General features: G+C 51.1%; 25 protein-coding genes and 1 pseudogene. 18 read left to right on the top strand and 8 right to left on the bottom strand.

Features of this window, described 5'->3' with window-relative positions:
- Nucleotides 1-10: 10 nt before the first annotated feature.
- The 8 genes from hyaC to appA all read left to right on the top strand — a co-directional run bounded on the left by hyaC (nt 11) and on the right by appA (nt 6,872).
- On the top strand, nt 11-718 hold the full coding sequence (gene hyaC, locus ACJHYW_RS07020) for a Ni/Fe-hydrogenase b-type cytochrome subunit (RefSeq protein WP_112916813.1): 708 nt from the start codon (nt 11-13) through the stop codon (nt 716-718).
- On the top strand, nt 715-1,302 hold the full coding sequence (gene hyaD / locus ACJHYW_RS07015; protein WP_000003647.1) for a hydrogenase 1 maturation protease: 588 nt from the start codon (nt 715-717) through the stop codon (nt 1,300-1,302). Before hyaC ends, hyaD begins: the two co-directional genes overlap by 4 nt.
- A complete protein-coding gene (gene hyaE / locus ACJHYW_RS07010) occupies nt 1,299-1,697 on the top strand; it encodes a hydrogenase-1 operon protein HyaE (RefSeq protein ID WP_000063961.1) in 399 nt (132 codons plus the stop codon). Before hyaD ends, hyaE begins: the two co-directional genes overlap by 4 nt.
- Nucleotides 1,694-2,551 (top strand): hydrogenase expression/formation protein, encoded by an 858-nt coding sequence (locus tag ACJHYW_RS07005; protein WP_000004916.1) that lies wholly within the window; start codon nt 1,694-1,696, stop codon nt 2,549-2,551. Before hyaE ends, ACJHYW_RS07005 begins: the two co-directional genes overlap by 4 nt.
- A gap of 133 nt (nt 2,552-2,684) precedes the next feature.
- A complete protein-coding gene (appC, locus tag ACJHYW_RS07000; protein ID WP_000263563.1) occupies nt 2,685-4,229 on the top strand; it encodes a cytochrome bd-II oxidase subunit 1 in 1,545 nt (514 codons plus the stop codon).
- Between the two features lie 11 nt (nt 4,230-4,240).
- Nucleotides 4,241-5,377, top strand: a complete 1,137-nt coding sequence (appB, locus tag ACJHYW_RS06995) for a cytochrome d ubiquinol oxidase subunit II (protein ID WP_000460777.1) — start codon at nt 4,241-4,243, stop codon at nt 5,375-5,377.
- Between the two features lie 12 nt (nt 5,378-5,389).
- Nucleotides 5,390-5,482: a cytochrome bd-II oxidase subunit CbdX gene (gene cbdX / locus ACJHYW_RS06990; protein WP_000270305.1), complete on the top strand. Its 93-nt coding sequence runs from the start codon at nt 5,390-5,392 to the stop codon at nt 5,480-5,482.
- A 79-nt stretch (nt 5,483-5,561) separates the two neighbouring features.
- Entirely contained in the window at nt 5,562-6,872 is a 1,311-nt protein-coding gene (gene appA, locus ACJHYW_RS06985) for a bifunctional acid phosphatase/4-phytase (protein WP_001361410.1), read from the top strand.
- Here appA and cspH read toward each other — a convergent pair.
- Nucleotides 6,860-7,072: a cold shock-like protein CspH gene (gene cspH / locus ACJHYW_RS06980; RefSeq protein ID WP_000087763.1), complete on the bottom strand. Its 213-nt coding sequence runs from the start codon at nt 7,070-7,072 to the stop codon at nt 6,860-6,862. The genes appA and cspH overlap by 13 nt on opposite strands.
- A gap of 285 nt (nt 7,073-7,357) precedes the next feature.
- Here cspH and cspG point away from each other — a divergent pair, with 285 nt between their 5' ends.
- Genes cspG through ACJHYW_RS06960 form a run of 4 tightly spaced genes read left to right on the top strand, consistent with a single transcriptional unit; the run spans nt 7,358 to nt 8,137 of the window.
- A complete protein-coding gene (gene cspG, locus ACJHYW_RS06975; RefSeq protein ID WP_000066490.1) occupies nt 7,358-7,570 on the top strand; it encodes a cold shock protein CspG in 213 nt (70 codons plus the stop codon).
- Nucleotides 7,571-7,580: 10 nt separating this feature from the next.
- Complete coding sequence (locus ACJHYW_RS06970; RefSeq protein WP_071524879.1) at nt 7,581-7,769, top strand: cold-shock protein; 189 nt, start codon at nt 7,581-7,583, stop codon at nt 7,767-7,769.
- Nucleotides 7,744-7,974, top strand: coding sequence for a protein YmcE (ymcE, locus tag ACJHYW_RS06965; RefSeq protein WP_001323678.1), 231 nt, complete (start codon nt 7,744-7,746; stop codon nt 7,972-7,974). Before ACJHYW_RS06970 ends, ymcE begins: the two co-directional genes overlap by 26 nt.
- Nucleotides 7,964-8,137, top strand: coding sequence for a GnsA/GnsB family addiction module toxin (locus ACJHYW_RS06960; RefSeq protein WP_001019197.1), 174 nt, complete (start codon nt 7,964-7,966; stop codon nt 8,135-8,137). Before ymcE ends, ACJHYW_RS06960 begins: the two co-directional genes overlap by 11 nt.
- Nucleotides 8,138-8,185: 48 nt before the next feature.
- On the opposite strand, the gene ACJHYW_RS06955 is transcribed toward ACJHYW_RS06960, so the two are convergent.
- Nucleotides 8,186-9,259, bottom strand: coding sequence for a 4Fe-4S binding protein (locus ACJHYW_RS06955; RefSeq protein WP_000818468.1), 1,074 nt, complete (start codon nt 9,257-9,259; stop codon nt 8,186-8,188).
- 71 nt (nt 9,260-9,330) lie between these two features.
- Nucleotides 9,331-12,074, bottom strand: a pseudogene (torS, locus tag ACJHYW_RS06950) (TMAO reductase system sensor histidine kinase/response regulator TorS).
- Nucleotides 12,075-12,156: 82 nt separating this feature from the next.
- On the opposite strand from torS, the gene torT reads away from it, so the two are divergent.
- On the top strand, nt 12,157-13,185 hold the full coding sequence (torT, locus tag ACJHYW_RS06945) for a TMAO reductase system periplasmic protein TorT (RefSeq protein ID WP_001265012.1): 1,029 nt from the start codon (nt 12,157-12,159) through the stop codon (nt 13,183-13,185).
- Here the strand turns inward: torT and torR are convergent.
- Entirely contained in the window at nt 13,158-13,850 is a 693-nt protein-coding gene (gene torR / locus ACJHYW_RS06940; RefSeq protein ID WP_001120126.1) for a two-component system response regulator TorR, read from the bottom strand. The genes torT and torR overlap by 28 nt on opposite strands.
- A gap of 129 nt (nt 13,851-13,979) precedes the next feature.
- Between torR and torC the strand changes: the two genes are divergently transcribed.
- The 3 genes from torC to torD are packed head-to-tail and all read left to right on the top strand — an operon-like array spanning nt 13,980 to nt 18,294.
- Nucleotides 13,980-15,152 (top strand): pentaheme c-type cytochrome TorC, encoded by a 1,173-nt coding sequence (gene torC, locus ACJHYW_RS06935; RefSeq protein WP_001230244.1) that lies wholly within the window; start codon nt 13,980-13,982, stop codon nt 15,150-15,152.
- Entirely contained in the window at nt 15,152-17,698 is a 2,547-nt protein-coding gene (gene torA / locus ACJHYW_RS06930; RefSeq protein ID WP_001063150.1) for a trimethylamine-N-oxide reductase TorA, read from the top strand. Before torC ends, torA begins: the two co-directional genes overlap by 1 nt.
- Nucleotides 17,695-18,294: a molecular chaperone TorD gene (gene torD, locus ACJHYW_RS06925; RefSeq protein ID WP_000209909.1), complete on the top strand. Its 600-nt coding sequence runs from the start codon at nt 17,695-17,697 to the stop codon at nt 18,292-18,294. Before torA ends, torD begins: the two co-directional genes overlap by 4 nt.
- Before the next feature lie 151 nt (nt 18,295-18,445).
- Here torD and cbpM read toward each other — a convergent pair whose 3' ends face one another.
- The gene (gene cbpM, locus ACJHYW_RS06920; RefSeq protein WP_000024560.1) at nt 18,446-18,751 is read right to left on the bottom strand and encodes a chaperone modulator CbpM; all 306 of its coding nucleotides are present in this window, start codon (nt 18,749-18,751) and stop codon (nt 18,446-18,448) included.
- Nucleotides 18,751-19,671, bottom strand: coding sequence for a curved DNA-binding protein (cbpA, locus tag ACJHYW_RS06915; RefSeq protein WP_000420622.1), 921 nt, complete (start codon nt 19,669-19,671; stop codon nt 18,751-18,753). The genes cbpM and cbpA overlap by 1 nt, the downstream gene beginning before the upstream one ends.
- A 259-nt stretch (nt 19,672-19,930) precedes the next feature.
- Between cbpA and ACJHYW_RS06910 the strand changes: the two genes are divergently transcribed.
- A complete protein-coding gene (locus ACJHYW_RS06910; protein WP_000535338.1) occupies nt 19,931-21,187 on the top strand; it encodes a YccE family protein in 1,257 nt (418 codons plus the stop codon).
- Between the two features lie 292 nt (nt 21,188-21,479).
- Nucleotides 21,480-22,721, top strand: a complete 1,242-nt coding sequence (gene agp, locus ACJHYW_RS06905; RefSeq protein ID WP_001044284.1) for a bifunctional glucose-1-phosphatase/inositol phosphatase — start codon at nt 21,480-21,482, stop codon at nt 22,719-22,721.
- 37 nt (nt 22,722-22,758) lie between these two features.
- On the opposite strand, the gene ACJHYW_RS06900 is transcribed toward agp, so the two are convergent.
- Together ACJHYW_RS06900 and wrbA are read right to left on the bottom strand one after the other, a co-directional pair.
- Nucleotides 22,759-22,986 carry a YccJ family protein gene (locus tag ACJHYW_RS06900; protein WP_001143120.1) on the bottom strand — a complete coding sequence of 76 codons (228 nt, stop codon included), beginning with the start codon at nt 22,984-22,986 and terminating at the stop codon, nt 22,759-22,761.
- A 20-nt stretch (nt 22,987-23,006) separates the two neighbouring features.
- Nucleotides 23,007-23,603 (bottom strand): NAD(P)H:quinone oxidoreductase, encoded by a 597-nt coding sequence (gene wrbA, locus ACJHYW_RS06895; RefSeq protein WP_001151437.1) that lies wholly within the window; start codon nt 23,601-23,603, stop codon nt 23,007-23,009.
- Nucleotides 23,604-23,949: the final 346 nt, after the last annotated feature.

Genomic DNA, 23,949 nt, shown 5'->3' with positions numbered 1-23,949 from the left:
GAGAATCATCATGCAACAGAAAAGCGACAACGTTGTCAGCCACTATGTCTTTGAAGCGCCAGTGCGTATCTGGCACTGGCTGACGGTGTTATGCATGGCGGTGTTGATGGTCACCGGTTACTTTATCGGCAAGCCGCTACCTTCGGTCAGCGGCGAGGCGACGTATCTGTTCTATATGGGCTACATCAGGTTAATTCACTTCAGCGCCGGGATGATTTTTACCGTGGTTTTGCTGATGCGGATCTACTGGGCTTTTGTTGGCAATCGTTACTCCCGCGAGCTGTTTATCGTGCCGGTATGGCGTAAAAGCTGGTGGCAGGGCGTGTGGTATGAAATCCGCTGGTATCTGTTTCTGGCAAAACGTCCGAGTGCCGATATAGGCCATAACCCCATCGCCCAGACGGCGATGTTCGGCTATTTCCTGATGTCAGTTTTTATGATCATCACCGGCTTTGCGCTGTACAGCGAACACAGCCAGTACGCTATTTTTGCGCCGTTCCGTTATGTGGTGGAATTTTTCTACTGGACGGGCGGCAACTCAATGGACATTCACAGCTGGCATCGGCTGGGGATGTGGCTGATTGGCGCGTTTGTGATCGGTCATGTCTACATGGCGCTGCGTGAAGACATCATGTCCGACGACACGGTGATCTCCACCATGGTTAACGGCTACCGTAGCCACAAATTTGGCAAAATAAGTAACAAGGAGCGTTCATGAGCGAGCAACGCGTGGTGGTAATGGGGCTGGGTAACCTGCTGTGGGCCGATGAAGGCTTCGGCGTGCGGGTGGCGGAACGGCTGTATGCCCATTATCACTGGCCCGAGGATGTGGAGATTGTCGATGGCGGCACCCAAGGACTGAACTTGCTGGGGTATGTCGAAAGCGCCAGTCATCTGTTGATTCTCGATGCCATTGATTACGGGCTGGAACCCGGAACGCTACGAACGTATGCCGGAGAACGCATTCCGGCTTATCTCAGCGCGAAGAAAATGAGCCTGCACCAGAACAGTTTCTCCGAAGTACTGGCGCTGGCAGATATCCGCGGAAATCTGCCAGCACATATTGCCCTCGTCGGCCTGCAACCCGCGATGCTCGACGACTACGGCGGTAGCCTGAGCGAACTGGCTCGGGAGCAACTGCCCGCCGCGGAACAGGCGGCGCTGGCGCAACTGGCTGCGTGGGGAATTGAGCCGCAACCGGCTAATGAATCGCGCTGTCTCAATTATGACTGTCTGTCGATGGAAAACTACGAAGGCGTTCGCTTGCGCCAGTACCGGATGACGCTGGAGGAGCAGGAATGAGCAACGACACGCCATTTGATGCGTTGTGGCAACGTATGCTGGCGCGCGGCTGGACGCCGATCAGTGAATCCCGTCTTGACGACTGGCTTACGCAAGCGCCAGACGGTGTGGTGTTATTAAGCAGTGACCCGAAACGCACGCCAGAGGTCAGCGATAATCCGGTAATGATTGGCGAATTACTGCGCGAGTTTCCTGATTATACATGGCAGGTAGCGATTGCCGACCTTGAGCAGAGCGAAGCCATCGGCGATCGCTTTGGCGTCTTTCGCTTTCCCGCCACATTAGTGTTTACCGGCGGAAACTATCGCGGCGTGCTGAATGGTATTCACCCGTGGGCGGAACTGATAAACCTGATGCGTGGGCTTGTCGAACCACAACAGGAGCGTGCCTCATGAGCGAAACTTTTTTCCATCTGCTGGGGCCAGGAACGCAACCGAACGATGACAGTTTCAGCATGAATCCACTGCCGATCACCTGTCAGGTGAATGATGAACCGAGTATGGCGGCCCTGGAGCAATGTGCTCACAGCCCGCAGGTGATTGCGCTGTTAAACGAGTTACAACATCAACTAAGCGAACGCCAGCCGCCGTTGGGCGAGGTGCTGGCAGTCGATCTGTTAAATCTCAACACCGACGATCGTCACTTTATCAATACGCTTCTCGGGGAAGGGGAAGTGTCAGTGCGCATACAGCAGGCTGACGACAGTGAAATTGAAATACAGGAGGCGATCTTCTGCGGATTATGGCGGGTGCGCAGACGTCGCGGCGACAAGTTGCTGGAGGACAAACTGGAGGCTGGCTGCGCGCCGCTGGCATTGTGGCAGGCGGCAACGCAAAACGTCTTGCCGACAGATTCTCTGTTACCGCCGCCCATTGATGGCCTGATGAATGGCCTACCGTTGGCGCATGAGTTACTGGCGCATGTACGTAACCCCGACGCGCAGCCGCACAGCATTAATCTGACGCAATTACCCATCAGCGAGGCTGATCGGCTTTTTCTCTCACGTCTCTGTGGGCCGGGAAATATTCAGATTCGTACCATTGGCTATGGCGAGAGCTATATCAACGCCACGGGGTTACGCCATGTCTGGCATTTACGCTGTACGGACACCTTAAAAGGCCCGTTACTGGAAAGTTATGAAATCTGCCCAATACCGGAAGTGGTGCTGGCAGCGCCAGAAGATTTGGTCGACTCTGCGCAGCGGCTTAGCGAGGTATGTCAGTGGCTGGCGGAAGGTGCACCGACGTAAAAAGACGGTAAGTATCGCTTTCAGTCTTATGAATATCGCAATCGGCGAATACCTCTGGTCGTAGAGTTTCAGGATAAAGAGGGAGATCTACCATTATCGGGTTATTTTTCTCTCTTCGCCTACAGGAGTGCGCATGTGGGATGTCATTGATTTATCGCGCTGGCAGTTTGCACTGACCGCGCTGTATCACTTTTTATTTGTACCCCTTACCCTGGGGCTGATTTTTTTGCTGGCTATCATGGAAACCATTTACGTGGTCACCGGCAAAACAATCTACCGCGATATGACGCGCTTCTGGGGTAAGCTCTTTGGTATCAACTTTGCTCTTGGCGTGGCTACCGGCCTGACCATGGAGTTTCAGTTTGGTACTAACTGGTCATTCTATTCCAACTATGTGGGCGATATTTTTGGCGCACCGCTGGCAATGGAAGCATTAATGGCCTTCTTCCTCGAATCCACCTTTGTCGGGCTGTTCTTCTTCGGCTGGCAGCGGCTGAATAAATACCAGCACCTGCTGGTGACGTGGCTGGTGGCGTTCGGTTCAAATCTCTCTGCATTGTGGATATTGAATGCCAACGGTTGGATGCAATACCCGACCGGTGCGCATTTTGATATCGACACCCTGCGTATGGAGATGACCAGTTTCAGCGAGTTGGTCTTTAACCCGGTCAGCCAGGTGAAATTTGTGCACACCGTAATGGCGGGATACGTGACCGGGGCCATGTTTATTATGGCGATCAGCGCCTGGTATTTACTGCGCGGACGGGAGCGCGATGTCGCATTACGCTCGTTTGCCATCGGTTCCGTCTTCGGTACTCTGGCGATTATCGGTACGCTGCAACTCGGAGACAGTTCTGCGTATGAAGTCGCGCAAGTACAACCGGTAAAACTGGCGGCGATGGAAGGGGAGTGGCAAACGGAACCTGCACCTGCACCGTTCCATGTGGTTGCCTGGCCGGAACAGGATCAAGAGCGTAACGCCTTTGCTATCAAAATTCCCGCGCTGCTAGGGATCCTCGCCACTCACTCATTAGATAAACCCGTGCCGGGTCTGAAGAATTTGATGGCTGAAACCTACCCACGCTTGCAACGCGGACGTATGGCCTGGCTGTTAATGCAGGAAATATCGCAAGGCAATCGTGAGCCGCATGTGTTGCAGGCATTCCGGGAGCTGGAAGGCGACCTGGGTTACGGCATGTTGCTCTCCCGCTATGCGCCGGATATGAACCATGTCACAGCTGCACAGTACCAGGCGGCGATGCGTGGCGCGATACCTCAGGTTGCGCCGGTATTCTGGAGTTTCCGCATCATGGTGGGCTGTGGTTCTCTGCTGCTACTGGTGATGCTGATTGCGCTTGTCCAGACGCTGCGTGGCAAAATCGACCAGCATCGCTGGGTGCTGAAAATGGCGCTCTGGAGTTTGCCGCTTCCGTGGATTGCGATTGAAGCCGGATGGTTTATGACCGAGTTTGGTCGTCAGCCGTGGGCGATACAGGATATCTTACCGACATACTCCGCACACTCCGCCTTAACCACAGGACAACTGGCTTTCTCACTGATCATGATCGTAGGGCTTTACACCCTGTTCTTAATCGCCGAAGTCTACCTGATGCAGAAATATGCCCGTCTGGGGCCGAGCGCGATGCAGAGTGAACAACCGACGCAGCAACAGGGGTAAAGGAGAAAATCATGTTTGATTATGAAACATTGCGCTTCATCTGGTGGCTGCTGATTGGCGTGATCCTGGTGGTCTTTATGATCTCCGACGGATTTGACATGGGGATTGGCTGTTTGCTGCCGCTGGTGGCGCGTGATGATGATGAACGCCGGATAGTGATTAATAGCGTTGGCGCGCACTGGGAAGGCAATCAGGTCTGGTTGATCCTCGCAGGTGGGGCATTATTTGCCGCCTGGCCCAGAGTGTATGCAGCGGCGTTTTCCGGCTTTTATGTGGCGATGATTCTGGTGCTGTGCTCGCTGTTCTTCCGCCCGCTGGCCTTTGATTATCGCGGAAAAATCGCCGATGCACGCTGGCGTAAAATGTGGGATGCCGGACTGGTCATCGGCAGTCTGGTGCCGCCGGTAGTCTTCGGTATTGCATTCGGCAACTTGCTGCTCGGTGTGCCGTTTGCCTTCACACCGCAATTACGCGTGGAATATCTCGGCAGCTTCTGGCAACTGCTGACGCCATTCCCTTTATTGTGTGGATTGCTCAGTCTTGGGATGGTGATTTTGCAAGGTGGCGTCTGGTTACAACTGAAAACTGTTGGTGTGATTCATCTGCGTTCACAGCTGGCGACTAAACGGGCTGCACTGTTGGTGATGCTGTGCTTTTTGCTGGCGGGTTACTGGCTGTGGGTCGGTATTGATGGCTTTGTACTGCTCGCCCAGGATGCTAACGGTCCTTCCAATCCGTTAATGAAACTGGTGGCAGTGCTACCTGGTGCCTGGATGAATAATTTTGTCGAATCGCCCGTTTTGTGGATCTTCCCGCTGCTGGGGTTCTTCTGCCCATTGCTGACGGTGATGGCGATTTATCGTGGTCGCCCGGGTTGGGGATTTTTGATGGCATCATTGATGCAATTTGGCGTGATTTTCACGGCAGGCATCACGCTGTTCCCCTTTGTCATGCCGTCAAGCGTGAGTCCAATCTCCAGCCTGACGTTGTGGGACAGCACTTCCAGTCAGCTGACGCTGAGCATTATGTTGGTAATCGTGCTGATATTTTTGCCTATTGTGTTGCTCTACACTCTCTGGAGCTACTACAAAATGTGGGGACGCATGACGACAGAAACTCTCCGCCGTAACGAAAACGAGCTGTACTAAGGAGCAGGAACAATGTGGTATTTACTTTGGTTCGTCGGCATTTTGTTGATGTGTTCGCTCTCCACCCTTGTGTTGGTATGGCTGGACCCGCGTCTGAAAAGTTAACGAACGTAAGCCTGATGTGGCGCATTAGCATCGCATCAGGCAATCAATAATGTCAGATATGAAAAGCGGAAACATATCGATGAAAGCGATCTTAATCCCATTCTTATCTCTTCTGATTCCGTTCACCCCGCAATCTGCATTCGCTCAGAGTGAGCCGGAGCTGAAGCTGGAAAGTGTGGTGATTGTCAGTCGTCATGGTGTGCGTGCTCCAACCAAGGCCACGCAACTGATGCAGGATGTCACCCCAGACGCATGGCCAACCTGGCCGGTAAAACTGGGTTGGCTGACACCGCGCGGTGGTGAGCTAATCGCTTATCTTGGACATTACCAACGCCAGCGTCTGGTGGCTGACGGATTGCTGGCGAAAAAGGGCTGCCCGCAGCCTGGTCAGGTCGCGATTATTGCTGATGTCGACGAGCGTACCCGTAAAACAGGCGAAGCCTTCGCCGCCGGGCTGGCACCTGACTGTGCAATAACCGTACATACCCAGGCAGATACGTCCAGTCCCGATCCGTTATTTAATCCTCTAAAAACTGGCGTTTGCCAACTGGATAATGCGAACGTGACTGACGCGATCCTCAGCAGGGCAGGAGGGTCAATTGCTGACTTTACCGGGCATCGGCAAACGGCGTTTCGCGAACTGGAACGGGTGCTTAATTTTCCGCAATCAAACTTGTGCCTTAACCGTGAGAAACAGGACGAAAGCTGTTCATTAACGCAGGCATTACCATCGGAACTCAAGGTGAGCGTCGACAATGTCTCATTAACCGGTGCGGTAAGCCTAGCGTCAATGCTGACGGAGATATTTCTCCTGCAACAGGCACAAGGAATGCCGGAGCCGGGGTGGGGAAGGATCACTGATTCACACCAGTGGAACACCTTGCTAAGTTTGCATAACGCGCAATTTTATTTACTACAACGCACGCCAGAGGTTGCCCGCAGTCGCGCCACCCCGTTATTGGATTTGATCATGGCAGCGTTGACGCCCCATCCACCGCAAAAACAGGCGTATGGTGTGACATTACCCACTTCAGTGCTGTTTATCGCCGGACACGATACTAATCTGGCAAATCTCGGCGGCGCACTGGAGCTCAACTGGACGCTTCCTGGTCAGCCGGATAACACGCCGCCAGGAGGTGAACTGGTGTTTGAACGCTGGCGTCGGCTTGGCGATAACAGCCAGTGGATTCAGGTTTCGCTGGTCTTTCAGACTTTACAGCAGATGCGTGATAAAACGCCGCTATCATTAAATACGCCGCCCGGAGAGGTGAAACTGACCCTGGCAGGATGTGAAGAGCGAAACGCGCAGGGCATGTGTTCGTTGGCCGGTTTTACGCAAATCGTGAATGAAGCACGCATACCGGCGTGCGCTCTCCATCAAGACAAATAAACATTTGCCGCTGTTGGTCCTCGCAGGCCATTTACGCGGCAAAATTCCACGCGTAATCCTGGTATAAGCACTTCTGCGTCGCGGGGAGTGAATGCGGAAATATGGACCTGGACTTCTTTACGACCGTCGGAGGGGATAATGAATCCTTTGCCGCTTTTGCGATCAAAGGTTTTGACAATTCCTGTCATTTTACGGGACAAACAAATTCCTTACTGAAAATACTGCGCTGCACTATACGGGGTTAATAAAATAAAGCCAGCGATATTTAAGACCGCCGGACGGCTAAAATAAAATTTGCTTAATCTCAATTATCATGCGTTAATAGCTGCGTCGGTTTGAAAGACAGACAGCATACAAAGTAGTTTACTAAAGCAGTTCTCATTATCAGGCATTATCCCCTTCTTTTGAGTCTCTCTCCTGAACACTAAGTAGTTTCTGTATTAAAGCCCTGTTTGCCGAAAGGCCCAAAATGAAGGAAGTAAAATATGTCTAATAAAATGACTGGTTTAGTAAAATGGTTTAACGCAGATAAAGGTTTTGGCTTTATCACTCCTGATGATGGCAGCAAAGACGTTTTCGTCCATTTCACCGCCATCCAGAGCAATGAATTCCGCACGCTGAACGAAAATCAGAAAGTTGAATTTTCTATTGAGCAGGGGCAACGTGGCCCCGCGGCAGCGAACGTTGTTACGCTCTAAGGTTGCCGTTATTACTCAACATCTCCATTTCCGCTGTCCATGTTGTCATGGTTCACAGTACCGCACATCGGCATTCGATGTGACGGAGCGAAACCCTTTGGGCGCTAAGTGTATTTTTTGTAAATCGACGATGATCACCTTTGATAACGTCGCGCTGCAAATACGCACTGACCATGCGCCGCTGGATTTCACAAAATAATATCAGGCTCCCTCGTGGAGCCTTTTTTATATCTGCCTTATTTTTCTTCAACGCTGTATGTATAGTAAGCGATAACCTGTTGATTATTGAATCTTTCGGGGAGATGGCTTATAACATTTCTTACCTGACCAGGGTACCGGGAACCAACACCTTACTGGCGTGTTGCTGTCTTTCAAGACCAGACGAGGTTAACAGTGAATATTGAAGAGTTAAAAAAACAAGCCGAAACGGAAATCGCCGACTTTATCGCGCAAAAAATCGCCGAGCTGAACAAGAATACAGGGAAAGAAGTCTCTGAAATTCGCTTCACCGCACGGGAAAAAATGACCGGGCTTGAAAGTTATGATGTCAAAATCAAAATAATGTGATTTTGTGAACATCACCCCGTGCGAGGTGATGTTCCGCTTGTTGCTAATTTAGTGACCAATCATTGGCGCTTGTGGAATTATGCGTCGGTACAATTCCTGCGGTACCGGGCTTTGCCATACTCCCGCATACATTGCGTAACCAATCACCGCAAACATAATCCCCAGAACCAGTAGTGTCATTAACCAGCCAGACAACGCAAAAGCTTTTTTATTTGCCGCAGGTTTTTGCAGTGAAAAGGTCAATGTTGAGGCTACCGGACATGACTCTACGCAAGTCATACAGCCGGTACATTCCACTGTTCGTACCTGAATTAATTTATCGACCGGGATCCGCGATGGGCAATTTTTTGCGCATTTGCCACAGTCGATACAACTTTCGGCATTGCGACGAATCTTAAACGGTGATAATAGCGAAACCACGCCCATCAGCGCGCCATATGGGCAAAGATAACGACACCAGGCATGGCGAATAAACAGGCTGGCAATCAGCAAAACGGTCACGCTGATTAATGTCGCGGTCCCCATATGACGAAAGAAATCGAGCATTTTAACGTCCATCACCACGCTGTAGGGCGACAACATAAAATAGTGAATCGCCTGAGCGGGCATCAATAACGCGATATAGAGAAAAAAACTCAACAGCAAATACTTCACGCCGCGCAGAGGAATATCCAACCAGCGGGGAAGGACAAATTGCCGACCAAACAGTTTGTTACCGAGATCGCCGATTAATTCAGAAAGCGTACCAACCGGGCATAACCATGAACAAAAGGCCTTTTTGAGTAATAGACTGATGACGATAAAAGCGACCAATAACAGCATCGCGGCGGCGTGGACGGACGGTAACTGGCCTGTTGCAAGGCTATATTTCAGATTCATCAGACCGGCAATCGGTAGCCAGCCTTCGATGCCTCCTGGCCTGGCGACAAATGTCGTACTACCTGCCGTTTCGTAATAGCGCACCCAATACCAGAACGTGATGGCAATATAAATATTCATTGCCAACAGTAATAATTGCGTCGCTTTACGCCAGGTCGTGGCATTGCGCCAGTCATTCCACGGTAATTTGCCGCCCGTCGTGCCTGGCCGCCGCTGCCAGCGGGTTCTTTTTTTCTCTGCCATGATTTTGCCAGTCCGTTAAGTTGCATACCAAATGCCACTATTCTAGTTGTTCTTAACTGGCTGATATTGATTCAAATCGCGTTCAGGTCTTTCTTATTAACCATGCTTCCAGAGCGGCAACACTGCGTGTAATTTCTTCGTGTGGAAGGGGGGCAGATAATGGCTGCTGCTCCAGTTGTGCGCAAAGCTGGCTGGCGCTACGCATTCCCAGACTCGAGCAACTGCTTTTTAGCTGATGTGCGGCACGCTTTATTTTTTCGCTGTTCTGGCTGGTGCGGGCAATGTCGATTTCATCGAGAAGCGGCAGGGCATGTTGTTTAAATAATATCAGCCATTCGTGGATCTTCTCCGTCCCCATCAACTGAGCATCTTCATTGAGTTGCGATACATCCAGCGGTTGATCGTTATTGACTTGCAGTTGAAGATAGTGCGCCAGTAACTGACCGAGCACTTCACGCGGCACCGGTTTAGGGATAATCCCGCGAAATAATGAACTGGTACGCTGGCGCAACGTTTCGTCGATGACATGAGCGCTAAAGCCAATCAAAACCAGCGACGGATATTGCTGTGCCAGTTGCCGGGCAAGCGTAATGCCGTCGATATCGGGCAGATCAAAATCCACCAGTGCGGCAGCAAACGGTTCGCTATTTTGCAACGTCTCTATCGCGTGCGCGGCATTTCCTACCGCAACGACCTGCGCCCCACTGCTGTTCAACATCTCAACGGTAATCCGCTGGGTTAGCGGGTTATCTTCAATTAACAGCAAACGTAAACCGTCCAGACGCACCGCCTGATTGACTGTTTTTGGCACGGGAGCAGTGGCAACACGTAACGGCAAGCGTAAACAAAAACAGCTTCCAACTTCCGGCGTGCTGGTGGCGCTCAGTTCGCCGCCCATCGCCTGGGCCAGACGGCTACTGATAGTCAGCCCCAGCCCGGTGCCGCCGCGTTTGCCGCTTACCTGCACAAATGGCTGGAAGATTTCTGCCAGTTTCGCGGGATCAATACCGCAGCCGCTGTCTTCCACTTCGACCAGCCATTGCTCGCCATCAGTGCGGCTACGTAAAACGATCTGCCCTTCGTCAGTAAAACGCAGGGCGTTGCTCAACAGGTTGGTAATGACCTGACGAATACGCCGCGGATCGCCCATTAACGCAGTCGGTACATCGTCGGCAATTGCTGTTGCCAGGTGAATCGGGCGACCTTTCACCCTTCCGCTCATTAATTGCAGGGTACTTTCCAGCAGCGGGCGCGGTTCAAAGGGTTCATCGCTGACCGAAACATTCTTGCCGCCTGCTTCGATAGCCGAATAATCGAGAATATCGTTGAGGATGGTCAGCAACGATTCACCAGAGTCGGTAATTGCCCGCAAATCATCACGCTGGGCGTTAAGTGTGGGATTATCTGCCAGTAGCTGTGCGGTGCCGAGAATACCGTACAGCGGTGTGCGGATCTCATGGCTCATCGCCGCCAGAAACGCCGATTTTGCCTGGCTGGCTTTTTCTGCTTCCGCCCGTGCCTGTCGGTGTTCTATCACCAGTTCCTGCAATTCAGCTGTACGCGCTTTGACCTGCGCCGCCAGCTGTTCGCGGTGGCGATTCAGTGCATGAACACTGCTGCGAAACGCATCCATCAGCCGCCCGATGGTGTCCAGCTCCCGTACGCCAGCGGTTTCCGGGAAAGGGGAGTCAATATCACCGTCCAGCAGCCGTTGCAGCGCCTGCGTTTGTTCGGCAAGTGGACGCGTGACTGAGCGATAAACCACGCGCCAGAGGATCAGAATCAGTGCGCAAAGTGAAACCATCCCCAGCAATAACAGGCTGTATTGCCCGCGTGCACTGGCTTTTTCCAGATGCGCCAGTCCGTGCTGATTACGCAGCTCAATGGTGTCGACCAGCTGACTGACTTCGCTACTAAACTGCGCGAACTGGGCGATGTTATTTTGGGCGAGAGTTTGCAGGCGATTGCTGATTTCACTGTCCTGCTGATACAGCGCCAGCAAATCGCTATATTGGCTAACGGTAGTTAACGTTGTTGCGACCTGAGCACGAACTCCCGGATCTTCAATGCGTATTTGCCGACGTTGCAGAATTTTCACCGCATTATTGAGCTGGTGTTCCAGCGTTGCTGCATTTTTCTGGATCTGCTCCAGCCCCAGATTCATCACCATTTGCTGCACCCGCAGGGCGCTAAGGCGCAGTTCATTCATCTGGTTAACATACTCAAGATCGATATCAATCAGCCGATCGAGTGCACTTTCTGCGGCCTGACGCTGATGTTGTTCGATCAAATCGTAAATCCCGGCCTGGGTCGCTCCGGCGGAAGTTGCCGCATTATTCGCCTGACCTTGCGCCAGGCGTGCGATTTCATCGGCGGCGGCGACTATCTGCTGACTGAGTCGCTGTTGTTGCTGGCGCAGTTGCAAACGCTGCCCCACCAGTTCCCCTTGCTGACGTAACGAACGGGAGATCTCCTGCTCCTGTTGTTCAATAGCGGTGGTATCAAAACCTTGTTCCCGTAACGCTTGCAGCAACGCATTAATCTTCAGGCTTTGTGCGGTGAGCATTCGCCCCTGCGCCTGCCACATCTTTTCGTTATCGGCACTGGTCAGGTTCTGCGCGGCGAAAAGTTCCCAGGCGCTGGCTTCGCTCAACTGGCGCGCCATATTCATGGTAGGAATCAATGCCTGAGTGTTGTCTTTTTCCACCTGGCTGATAAAGCGCAGGTTGTACCATCCCACCAGGGTACTGGTCAGGGTTAACAGCGCCATCAGGGCAAAGCCCATCCAGAGTCTTCGGGTCAGGGTTAAATTCACGGTCGGTGCACTTAAGGTGAAAAAGGTTGAGTCGCAAAGCGGAATGCATCTAGCATAAAGCCTTATTATTGATGAGGCTATCATGCGCGTACTGCTATTGTTACTTCTTTCCCTTTTCATGTTATCGGCATTTTCGGCTGATAACCTGTTGCGCTGGCATGATGCGCAGCATTTCTCGGTGCAAGCCTCTACGCCGCTTAAAGCCAAACGCGCATGGAAACTGTGCGCGCTTTATCCCAGCCTGAAAGATTCATACTGGTTATCGTTGAACTATGGTATGCAGGAGGCTGCTCGCCGCTACGGTGTGGATTTAAAAGTGCTGGAGGCAGGCGGCTACAGCCAGTTGGCTACGCAGCAAGCACAAATCGACCAGTGTAAACAGTGGGGCGCAGAGGCCATTTTGCTCGGTAGTAGCACGACGTCATTTCCCGATCTGCAAAAGCAGGTAGCAAATCTGCCGGTGATCGAACTGGTGAATGCTATTGATGCTCCCCACGTGAAAAGCCGCGTTGGTGTGCCCTGGTTTCAGATGGGCTATCAACCAGGGCGATATCTGGTGCAATGGGCGCACGGTAAACCACTGAACGTGCTGTTGATGCCCGGCCCCGATAACGCCGGGGGCAGTAAGGAGATGGTAGAGGGTTTTCGCGCAGCCATTGCCGGAAGTCCGGTACGTATTGTTGATATTGCGCTCGGTGATAACGATATTGAAATCCAGCGTAACCTGTTGCAGGAGATGCTGGAGCGCCATCCAGAAATCGACGTCGTTGCCGGAACGGCCATTGCGGCAGAGGCGGCAATGGGGGAAGGGCGTAACCTGAAAACACCGCTTACCGTGGTGTCGTTTTATCTTTCACATCAGGTGTATCGCGGGCTGAAGCGGGGAAGAGTGATTATGGCTGCCAGCGATCAAATGGTCTGGCAGGGGGAACTGGCGGTTGAGCAGGCCATCAGGCAATTACAGGGGCAATCGGTGTCTGATAATGTCAGCCCACCGATTTTAGTTCTGACGCCGAAAAATGCCGACCGCGAACATATCCGCCGCTCGCTGTCACCGGGGGGATTTCGTCCGGTCTATTATTATCAGCACACATCAGCGGCTAAGAAATAACCTTCGCCATGTTGCGTCACCAGTAAATCCGCGCTGAGTTTATGGCGTAAACGACGAATTAACACATCGACGGTGCGCAGGTCAGGGTTTTCCACCCGACGCGCAGAAAGCATACGCAGCAGACGTTCACGGCTGAGAATTTCGCCCGGATTAGTCACAAATGCCACCAACATTTCATACTCTGCGCGGGTCAGTTTAATTGGCTCGCCATCTCTCTCCAGCGTATGGCGCGACACATTCAGGCAATAACCCGCAAAGCGATAGCAGTTGTCCTGAGTGAGCGGTTGCGCCTGTCGCGCGAGGTCGATTCGCCAGAGCAGATTTTTCACCCGTACTACCAGTTCGCGCAGTTCCAGCGGTTTGGTGACGTAATCGTCTGCGCCCATTTCCAGTCCAACAATACGGTCAATCCGATCGCTGCGTCCGGTAACCAGAATAATCCCCACCGTTGAGCGTTCTCGCAGGGCGCGGGTTAACATCAGGCCATTTTCATCGGGCAAATTGATATCCAGCAGAATTAAATCCACCGACTGATTCTGCATAATTTCCCGCAGCCCGGCACCGCTCGCCGTAACGGAAACGGTATACCCCTCCTGAGTGAAGTAGGATTGTAATCGCGCCTGGGTAACCGGCTCATCTTCAACAATAACAATGTGATGTGGCATCAGAGGGTTTTACTCATTCTGTTCATATCTGTTCATATTCTGCCGTAAGCCGTTCATCCTGACCAGTGCCGCTGTTCATATTTACTCATTAAGATCGCTTCACTAAACCATAATTTTACAGGGGCTATTATGCGGAAACTCTGGAACGCGCTACGCCGACCCAGTGCTCGTTGGTCGGTACTGGCGCTGGTCGCTATTGGGATTGTGATTGGCATTGCGCTGATTGTATTGCCACACGTTGGGATCAAAGTCACCAGCACAACCGAATTTTGTGTCAGTTGCCACAGTATGCAACCGGTGTATGAAGAATATAAACAGTCGGTGCATTTCCAGAACGCCTCCGGCGTGCGAGCTGAATGCCATGACTGTCATATCCCGCCGGATATTCCAGGCATGGTGAAGCGCAAACTGGAAGCGAGCAACGACATTTACCAGACCTTTATTGCCCACTCCATTGATACACCAGAGAAATTTGAAGCCAAACGCGCGGAACTTGCCGAGCGTGAATGGGCGCGAATGAAAGAAAACAACTCGGCAACCTGCCGCTCCTGCCATAACTACGATGCGATGGACCATGCGAAGCAGCATCCTGAAGCGGCGCGTCAGATGAAGGTGGCAGCGAAAGATAATCAATCCTGCATCGACTGTCATAAAGGTATTGCCCACCAGTTACCGGATATGAGTAGTGGCTTCCGTAAGCAGTTCGATGAGCTGCGCGCCAGTGCTAATGACAGTGGTGACACGCTGTACTCCATTGATATTAAGCCGATTTATGCGGCGAAAGGCGATAAAGAAGCGTCTGGTTCTCTGCTGCCTGCTTCGGAAGTGAAAGTCCTTAAACGTGACGGCGACTGGCTGCAAATTGAAATCACTGGCTGGACGGAAAGTGCAGGACGTCAGCGTGTACTCACCCAATTCCCAGGTAAACGCATCTTTGTTGCCTCGATTCGTGGTGATGTGCAGCAGCAGGTGAAAACGCTGGAGAAAACCACCGTTGCCGACACCAATACCGAGTGGAGCAAGTTGCAAGCCACTGCGTGGATGAAGAAAGGCGACATGGTAAACGATATCAAACCGATCTGGGCTTATGCGGATTCGCTGTACAACGGCACCTGTAATCAGTGCCACGGCGCACCGGAAATATCCCACTTTGACGCTAACGGTTGGATCGGCACGCTCAACGGCATGATTGGCTTTACCAGCCTCGATAAACGTGAAGAACGCACCTTGTTGAAATATCTGCAAATGAATGCGTCTGACACCGCAGGTAAGGCTCACGGCGATAAGAAGGAAGAAAAATAATGAACAATAACGATCTCTTTCAGGCATCACGTCGGCGTTTTCTGGCACAACTCGGCGGCTTAACCGTCGCCGGGATGCTGGGGCCGTCATTGTTAACGCCGCGCCGTGCGACTGCGGCGCAAGCGGCGACTGAGGCTGTCATCTCGAAAGAGGGCATTCTTACCGGGTCGCACTGGGGGGCTATCCGCGCGACGGTGAAGGATGGTCGCTTTGTGGCGGCAAAACCGTTCGAACTGGATAAATATCCGTCGAAAATGATCGCCGGATTGCCGGATCACGTACACAACGCGGCGCGTATTCGTTATCCGATGGTACGCGTGGACTGGCTACGTAAGCGCCATCTGAGCAACACTTCCCAGCGCGGTGATAACCGTTTTGTGCGCGTGAGCTGGGATGAAGCCCTCGACATGTTCTATGAAGAACTGGAACGCGTACAGAAAACTCACGGGCCGAGTGCCTTGCTGACCGCCAGTGGTTGGCAATCGACGGGGATGTTCCATAACGCTTCGGGGATGCTGGCGAAAGCTATTGCCTTGCATGGTAATAGCGTTGGTACGGGCGGAGATTACTCTACCGGTGCTGCGCAGGTGATCCTGCCGCGCGTGGTTGGCTCAATGGAAGTGTATGAACAGCAAACCTCCTGGCCGCTGGTATTGCAGAACAGCAAAACCATTGTGCTGTGGGGCTCTGATTTGATGAAAAACCAGCAAGCGAACTGGTGGTGCCCGGATCACGATGTTTATGAATATTACGAGCAGCTAAAAGCGAAAGTCGCCGCCGGTGAAATTGAGGTCATCAGCATCGATCCTGTTGTCACATCCACCCATGAATATCTGGGGCGCGAGCATGTGAAGCACATTGCGGTTAACCCGCAAACTGACGTGCCGCTGCAACTGGCGCTGGCGTATACGCTGTACAGTGAAAACCTGTACGACAAAAACTTCCTCGCTAACTACTGTGTAGGTTTTGAGCAGTTCCTGCCGTATCTGCTGGGTGAGAAAGACGGTCAGCCGAAAGATGCCGCATGGGCTGAAAAACTGACCGGCATTGATGCCGAAACCATTCGTGGGCTGGCGCGGCAGATGGCGGCGAACAGAACGCAGATTATTGCTGGTTGGTGCGTACAGCGTATGCAGCACGGTGAACAGTGGGCGTGGATGATTGTGGTTCTGGCGGCGATGTTGGGGCAAATTGGCCTGCCGGGTGGTGGCTTCGGTTTTGGCTGGCACTATAACGGCGCAGGCACGCCGGGGCGTAAAGGCGTTATTCTGAGTGGTTTCTCCGGTTCTACGTCGATTCCACCTGTTCACGACAACAGCGACTACCAAGGCTATAGCAGCACTATTCCGATTGCCCGTTTTGTCGATGCGATCCTCGAACCGGGAAAAGTGATCAACTGGAATGGTAAATCGGTAAAACTGCCACCGCTGAAAATGTGTATTTTTGCCGGAACTAACCCGTTCCATCGTCATCAGCAGATTAACCGTATTATCGAAGGCTGGCGCAAGCTGGAAACGGTTATCGCCATAGATAACCAGTGGACCTCAACCTGCCGCTTTGCCGATATCGTACTGCCTGCGACCACGCAGTTTGAGCGTAACGATCTCGACCAGTACGGTAACCACTCTAACCGTGGCATTATCGCCATGAAACAGGTCGTGCCGCCGCAGTTTGAGGCGCGCAACGACTTTGATATTTTCCGCGAGCTGTGCCGTCGCTTTAATCGCGAAGAAGCCTTTACCGAAGGGCTGGACGAAATGGGCTGGCTGAAACGCATCTGGCAGGAAGGTGTACAACAGGGCAAAGGACGCGGCGTTCATCTGCCAGCGTTTGATGACTTCTGGAATAACAAAGAGTACGTCGAGTTTGACCATCCGCAGATGTTTGTTCGCCACCAGGCATTCCGCGAAGATCCGGATCTCGAACCGCTGGGCACGCCGAGTGGCCTGATTGAGATCTACTCGAAAACCATCGCCGATATGAACTACGACGATTGTCAGGGGCATCCGATGTGGTTTGAGAAAATCGAACGCTCCCACGGCGGGCCCGGCTCGCAGAAGTATCCGTTGCATCTGCAATCTGTGCATCCGGATTTCCGACTTCACTCGCAGTTATGTGAGTCGGAAACTCTGCGTCAGCAATATACGGTAGCGGGCAAAGAGCCAGTGTTCATTAACCCGCAGGATGCCAGCGCGCGCGGTATTCGTAACGGTGATGTGGTACGCGTCTTTAACGCTCGCGGTCAGGTGTTGGCTGGGGCAGTGGTTTCTGACCGCTATGCACCCGGCGTGGCACGAATTCATGAAGGGGCATGGTACGATCCAGATAAAGGCGGCGAGCCTGGTGCGCTGTGCAAATACGGTAATCCCAACGTGTTGACCATTGACATCGGTACTTCGCAGTTGGCGCAGGCGACCAGTGCGCACACTACGCTGGTGGAAATTGAGAAGTACAACGGAACAGTGGAGCAGGTAACGGCGTTTAACGGCCCCGTGGAGATGGTGGCGCAGTGTGAATATGTTCCCGCGTCGCAGGTGAAATCATGACCACGCTGACAGCACAACAGATTGCCTGTGTTTACGCCTGGCTGGCGCAGTTGTTCTCCCGTGAACTGGACGATGAACAACTGACGCAGATCGCCAGTGCGCAGATGGCTGAATGGTTTTCTTTGCTGAAAAGTGAACCGCCGCTCACAGCGGCGGTGAACAAGCTGGAAACTAAAATTGCCGCTCTGACAGTGCGTGACGACGCTCGTCTGGAACTGGCCGCTGACTTTTGCGGCCTGTTTCTGATGACCGACAAACAAGCGGCGCTGCCTTATGCATCGGCCTACAAACAGGACGAGCAAGAGATTAAACGCTTGTTAGTTGAGGCAGGGATGGAAACCAGCGGCAATTTCAACGAACCGGCAGATCATCTGGCGATCTATCTCGAATTGCTCAGCCATCTGCATTTTTCGCTGGGAGAGGGGAGCGTTCCTGCGCGAAGAATCGACAGTTTGCGGCAAAAAACACTGACGGCGCTGCGGGAATGGTTACCAGAGTTTGCTGCGCGTTGTCGTCAGTATGATAGCTTTGGTTTTTACGCGGCACTAAGCCAGTTATTGCTGGTGTTAGTGGAGTGCGACCACCAAAACAGATAACGTCGTTTGTTGGCCTGATAAGACGCGTTTAGCGTCGCATCAGGCATTAGGGCACCGCCGCCGGACGCGGCGTGAACGCCTTAACCGGCCCACAGGAAAAGTACTCTTTGTGGACCGGTTAAGATGCGTCATCACATCCGGCAAACACACATCATGGATGAGCTACAAACCGGGAAAGCCGCTGGCGCAGCAGGCGGTTTTCCTGCTTCAGGTGCGCAATATCATCCATTAACGTCAGCGCCACCGCGATCCCCGGCCAGTCCAGAGCCAGTTCATGACGCAGGCGTACCGCACGTTGCACCACAATGGCGGCATGGTCGTCAAATACCCAGGTTGTTTCCTGGATCTCACGCGGTTCAACCACCCCCAAACCGACAATTTCATTCAACTCCTCTTCAGAGATGCCGGTATGCAGGCAAAATTCGGTAATAGTAAAAGTCACCGTAACATTAGCCATTATGCTTTCCCCCAATCTTTACGTGGTTCAAAAGACGACTGGGCGTCTGCCAGTTGCTGCCACAGCGCGGCAGTGTTTTCATCCGGTTTCGGCGGCATCACGATTTTCAGTACCGCATACAGATCGCCGGTCTGTTTTTTGCTCACCAGACCTTTGCCTTTAACGCGCAATCGTTGCCCGGCCTGGCTGCCAGGCGGGATAGTCAGCAAAATGCTTTCTTTCAGTGTTGGAACGGTGACTTTAGCACCCAGCGCCGCTTCCCACGGGCTAACCGGCACCACAATTTCCAGATCCTGGCCGACAATATCAAACAGCGGATGTGGCGCAATATGAATCACCAGCCACAAATCGCCATTTGGACCGCCGTTTTCGCCCGGCGTCCCCTGGCCTTTCAGGCGGATACGTTGACCATTGCCGACCCCTGCCGGGATCTTCACATTCAGCGTTTTCGGGATTTCCTGTTCGATCATGCCAAAGGCGTTATAAACCGGCAGGTTATAGCTGATGGTACGCTTATGCTCAGTAAGCGTTTCTTCGAGGAATACCGCCACTTCGATTTCAATATCGTGGCCGCGTGTGGCGGGGCGTTGACGACTCTGGCGGGCATGCTGACCGAAAATTGATGAGAAGATATCGTCAAAATCTTCGGCATTAAAACTCTGACCGTCGCCATGATGGAACTGACGGTTAAATTGCGGATCGTTGCGATGTTGCCACATCTGATCATACTCAGCGCGACGTTGTTCATCACTTAACACTTCCCAGGCTTCAGCGACCTCTTTGAAGCGGGCTTCGGCATCCGGTTCTTTGCTGACATCAGGATGGTATTTGCGGGCCAGTCGACGATAGGCGGTCTTGATTGTCTTGAGATCGTCCGTCGGTTTCACGCCCATGATGGCGTAATAATCCTTTAATTCCATAGCGTTATCTCGCGTAAATCAACACAAATTGAAGGAACCCCTGTAAGGTAACTCCTATAAGTGTAGGGTAATCCTCAAAATTTCATATGCCAACACAGAATATGTTATTGAAATCATCGCGGAGAGGAGGTCCCTCAAGGTGGGGGGGCTGAACATATTTTAAACAGGTGAAAAAGGGTGAGCGATTTTTGATAGTTGAACCAGGCACTTTAAGTTTTACTAGTGCGTCATTATTTATTAAATTTTATAGGCGCTATATATGGGTAGTAATATACATGGAATTAGTTGCACTGCAAATAATTATTTGAAACAAGCCTGGCACAATATAAAAAAAGAGCACGAAAAAAATCAAACATATTCAATCACGCTTTTTGAAAACACACTGGTGTGTTTTATGCGGTTGTATAAAGAAATCAGACGTCAAAAAGCTGAAGACTACATTCCATGCCTGGAATGCGAATCACTAGAAAAAGAATTTGAGGAAATGCAGAATGATAATGATCTCTCATTATTTATGAGAACATTGCGTACTAATGGTACGGAAATTTATTCAGGGGTTTCAGGAGGTATTACATATACTATACAATATGTTCGAGATATTGATATTGTTAGAGTATCCTTACCGGGCAGAGCTTCAGAGTCTATCACAGATTTTAAAGGTTATTATTGGTATGGCTTTATGGAATATATTGAAAGCATTAATGCGTGTGATGATGTTTTTTCTGAGTATTGTTTAGAAGATGAAAATATAAGTGTCCATCCAGAACAGATAAATACGCCGGGAATATCTGATTTAGATACTGGTATTGATTTGTCTGGTATATCTTTTATTCAGAGTGAAATTAATAAAACTTATGAATTAAAATACGCTCCAGTAGATGGCGATGGATATTGTCTGTTAAGAGCCATACTGGTTTTAAAACAACATGATTATTCATGGGCGCTGGGCAGTCATAAGACGCAAAAGGAAGTATATGAAGAGTTTATTAAAATTGTTGATAAACCAACAATCGAGGCTCTTGTTGATGCTGCATTTTGTGATCTCAGGGAAGATGTTAAGACATTATTTGGCGTTGATCTGCAATCTGACAACAAAATTCAGGGTGTGGGTAGTCATATGTCATGGAGCTTTCTGTTTTTTAAAAAACAATTCATTGATAGTTGCTTGAATAACGAAAAATGTATCCTGCATTTACCCGAGTTTATATTTAAAGATAACAAGAAGTTGCTTGCTTTAGATACCGACGCTTCGGATAGGATTAAAGCGGTGAAGAATTTTCTTGCTGTTCTTTCAGATAGCATTTGCTCATCGTTTATTGTTACCAGTAATGTGGCATCAATCTCCTTGGGGAACGAATCATTTTCAACAGATGAAGACCTTGAGTGTGGTTATTTAATGAATACTAGCAATCATTATGACGTTTACCTCCCTCCTGAACTTTTTGCTCAGGCTTACAAGTTAAACAATAAGGAAAGGAATGCGCAACTCGACTATTTAACTCGTTATGCAATTTAATGACAAAGGCGTATGCTATAAACCATTGTTATTAGTCTCACACTTTTTTATTGGTAAATATTGTTTCTGTATTGGTAACGCCGCAGATATTCTGTTTAGCCACAGGTGCAATTATCAGCGGCGTACGCGAGGCAGGGGCTAATCAGGCATAGTTTGCGTCAAACCTTGCCTGTTTTTGAAGATGTATATAGAAAAACAGGTTTTCAACAAGCCATTTTGCGAACCTGTTCCCGGAAAAAAGTCATATTTCTGTCACACTCTTTAGTGATTGATAACAAAAGAGGTGCCAGGAATGAACAAAACGCTAATCGCCGCAGCTGTGGCAGGGATGGTTTTACTCTCTTCGAATGTGCAGGCACAGACCACACCGGAAGGCTATCAGCTACAGCAAGTGCTCATGATGAGCCGCCATAACTTACGTGCGCCGCTGGCGAACAATGGCAGTGTGCTGGAGCAGTCGACGCCGAATAAATGGCCAGAATGGGACGTCCCCGGTGGGCAACTCACCACCAAAGGTGGCGTGCTCGAAGTGTATATGGGCCATTACATGCGTGAATGGCTGGCAGAGCAGGGGATGGTAAAATCGGGGGAATGCCCGCCGCCGGACACCGTATATGCCTATGCCAATAGTCTGCAACGTACCGTTGCGACTGCACAGTTCTTTATTACCGGCGCATTCCCGGGGTGCGATATTCCTGTGCATCACCAGGAAAAAATGGGCACTATGGACCCAACCTTTAATCCGGTGATCACCGATGATTCCGCCGCATTCAGTGAACAGGCGGTGGTGGCAATGGAGAAAGAGCTCGGTAAACTCCAGCTTACCGACAGCTACCAGCTACTGGAAAAAATCGTTAACTATAAAGATTCTCCTGCGTGTAAAGAGAAGCAACAATGTTCGCTTGTAGATGGCAAAAATACTTTTAGCGCGAAGTATCAACAAGAACCGGGCGTTTCCGGGCCGCTGAAAGTCGGCAACTCGCTGGTAGATGCGTTTACTTTGCAATACTACGAAGGTTTTCCGATGGATCAGGTGGCGTGGGGAGAAATCAAATCTGACCAGCAGTGGAAGGTGTTGTCGAAGCTGAAAAACGGTTACCAGGACAGCCTGTTTACCTCACCGGAAGTGGCGCGCAATGTTGCGAAACCGCTGGTCAGTTATATCGACAAAGCCCTGGTCACCGATCGCACCAGCGCTCCAAAAATCACGGTGTTAGTTGGGCATGACTCCAACATTGCCTCTCTGTTAACGGCGCTGGATTTCAAACCGTATCAGTTGCATGACCAGAACGAACGCACGCCGATTGGCGGCAAAATCGTTTTCCAGCGTTGGCATGACAGCAAAACCAATCGCGACCTGATGAAAATCGAGTATGTGTACCAGAGTGCAGAACAGTTACGTAATGCTGACGCGTTAACCCTTCAGGCACCTGCGCAGCGCGTGACGCTGGAATTAAGCGGTTGTCCGATAGATACCAACGGTTTCTGCCCAATGGATAAGTTTGATAGCGTGTTGAATGAAGCGGTGAAATAACAGAAAACTCCCCCGTTCGCTACGGGGGAGTCGCTGGTTAAACGTTTTTACGTTCGATGGTCTGTTCGCCCCAAAAAAGCGAATCTTTGTCGGTCTTAGCAAAGGCTTTGACTAACACTTCATCGCTACCTTCTTCCCAAATCTTTTCCGCCATTTTTTCGTCGTACCCGGCGACTTCGAAAATGGCCTCGGCTATTTCCGGCGACGTATTGCGCAGAGATGCCCATTCACCGACGTGATGAGCTTTCGCTTCTTGAGTTGGCATGCGTATCCTCCTGTTGAAGATTAGCCGTTAAGTTTAACTGCCAGACCTGCGACATATTCCCCTTGATAACGAGCAATAGACAGTTCTTCCTGGCTGGGCTGGCGTGAACCGTCACCGCCTGCGATAGTGGTTGCGCCGTATGGCGTACCGCCGCGAACCTGTGAAACGTCAAATAATTCCTGCGCTGCGTAGCCAATGGGGACAATCACCATGCCGTGATGCGCAAGGGTCGTCCAGGTTGAAGTAATAGTTTGTTCCTGACCACCGCCAGTACCGGTGGAACTAAAGACGCTCGCCAGTTTTCCGTATAGTGCGCCGGAAGCCCACAGGCCGCCCGTCTGGTCGAGGAAGGTACGCATTTGACCGGACATGTTGCCAAAGCGGGTAGGTGTACCAAAAATAATGGCGTCGTAATCGGCCAGTTCTTGCGGGGTTGCAACCGGTGCAGTTTGCGTTTTACCACCTGCTTTTTCAAATAATTGCGGCGGCATGGTTTCCGGTACACGCTTAACGACAACTTCTGCGCCATCCACTTTGCTTGCACCCTCAGCGACTGCGCGTGCCATCGTTTCAATATGTCCGTACATGGAATAATAAAGCACCAGAACTTTAGCCATTTCTAACCACTCCTCGTGTTATCTCTATTCCGTAGCGATTCGCTACCACTTATTTAAAGATAAGACGTCCTTTTCAGAGTGCAAATTTCACAACCACTTATTTGATTTATAACAACTTTCACAAGCACGTAATTTTGTCGCAAAATGACACATTTTTATCTCATCGCGTTTTTTTAATCATAAGAGCGGCTTATGGATAATTATTGGAGATGATATCTATTCTCGCTAAGAAGCTGTTGCAGGATATTACCAAACGCGGGTCTGCCCACGTCAGTTCACTAAGCTTAGTCCCACGTAGCGAAAATATGGCAGCCGCCATACGCCGCGTTAATTCTATGCAATATGA

It is taken from the genome of Escherichia sp. WS3063 (assembly GCF_046486595.1).
GTDB lineage: Bacteria > Pseudomonadota > Gammaproteobacteria > Enterobacterales > Enterobacteriaceae > Escherichia > Escherichia coli.
Note: the sequence above shows the minus strand (reverse complement) of the source record. Positions and strands in the feature narration are given on the sequence as shown.

Coding starts and splice junctions, on each gene's coding strand:
- hyaC (WP_112916813.1), top strand. CDS start 11: ATGCAACAGAAAAGCGACAACGTTGTCAGCCACTATGTCTTTGAAGCG.
- hyaD (WP_000003647.1), top strand. CDS start 715: ATGAGCGAGCAACGCGTGGTGGTAATGGGGCTGGGTAACCTGCTGTGG.
- hyaE (WP_000063961.1), top strand. CDS start 1,299: ATGAGCAACGACACGCCATTTGATGCGTTGTGGCAACGTATGCTGGCG.
- ACJHYW_RS07005 (WP_000004916.1), top strand. CDS start 1,694: ATGAGCGAAACTTTTTTCCATCTGCTGGGGCCAGGAACGCAACCGAAC.
- appC (WP_000263563.1), top strand. CDS start 2,685: ATGTGGGATGTCATTGATTTATCGCGCTGGCAGTTTGCACTGACCGCG.
- appB (WP_000460777.1), top strand. CDS start 4,241: ATGTTTGATTATGAAACATTGCGCTTCATCTGGTGGCTGCTGATTGGC.
- cbdX (WP_000270305.1), top strand. CDS start 5,390: ATGTGGTATTTACTTTGGTTCGTCGGCATTTTGTTGATGTGTTCGCTC.
- appA (WP_001361410.1), top strand. CDS start 5,562: ATGAAAGCGATCTTAATCCCATTCTTATCTCTTCTGATTCCGTTCACC.
- cspG (WP_000066490.1), top strand. CDS start 7,358: ATGTCTAATAAAATGACTGGTTTAGTAAAATGGTTTAACGCAGATAAA.
- ymcE (WP_001323678.1), top strand. CDS start 7,744: ATGCGCCGCTGGATTTCACAAAATAATATCAGGCTCCCTCGTGGAGCC.
- ACJHYW_RS06955 (WP_000818468.1), bottom strand. CDS start 9,259: ATGGCAGAGAAAAAAAGAACCCGCTGGCAGCGGCGGCCAGGCACGACG.
- torT (WP_001265012.1), top strand. CDS start 12,157: ATGCGCGTACTGCTATTGTTACTTCTTTCCCTTTTCATGTTATCGGCA.
- torR (WP_001120126.1), bottom strand. CDS start 13,850: ATGCCACATCACATTGTTATTGTTGAAGATGAGCCGGTTACCCAGGCG.
- torC (WP_001230244.1), top strand. CDS start 13,980: ATGCGGAAACTCTGGAACGCGCTACGCCGACCCAGTGCTCGTTGGTCG.
- torA (WP_001063150.1), top strand. CDS start 15,152: ATGAACAATAACGATCTCTTTCAGGCATCACGTCGGCGTTTTCTGGCA.
- torD (WP_000209909.1), top strand. CDS start 17,695: ATGACCACGCTGACAGCACAACAGATTGCCTGTGTTTACGCCTGGCTG.
- cbpM (WP_000024560.1), bottom strand. CDS start 18,751: ATGGCTAATGTTACGGTGACTTTTACTATTACCGAATTTTGCCTGCAT.
- cbpA (WP_000420622.1), bottom strand. CDS start 19,671: ATGGAATTAAAGGATTATTACGCCATCATGGGCGTGAAACCGACGGAC.
- ACJHYW_RS06910 (WP_000535338.1), top strand. CDS start 19,931: ATGGGTAGTAATATACATGGAATTAGTTGCACTGCAAATAATTATTTG.
- agp (WP_001044284.1), top strand. CDS start 21,480: ATGAACAAAACGCTAATCGCCGCAGCTGTGGCAGGGATGGTTTTACTC.
- ACJHYW_RS06900 (WP_001143120.1), bottom strand. CDS start 22,986: ATGCCAACTCAAGAAGCGAAAGCTCATCACGTCGGTGAATGGGCATCT.
- wrbA (WP_001151437.1), bottom strand. CDS start 23,603: ATGGCTAAAGTTCTGGTGCTTTATTATTCCATGTACGGACATATTGAA.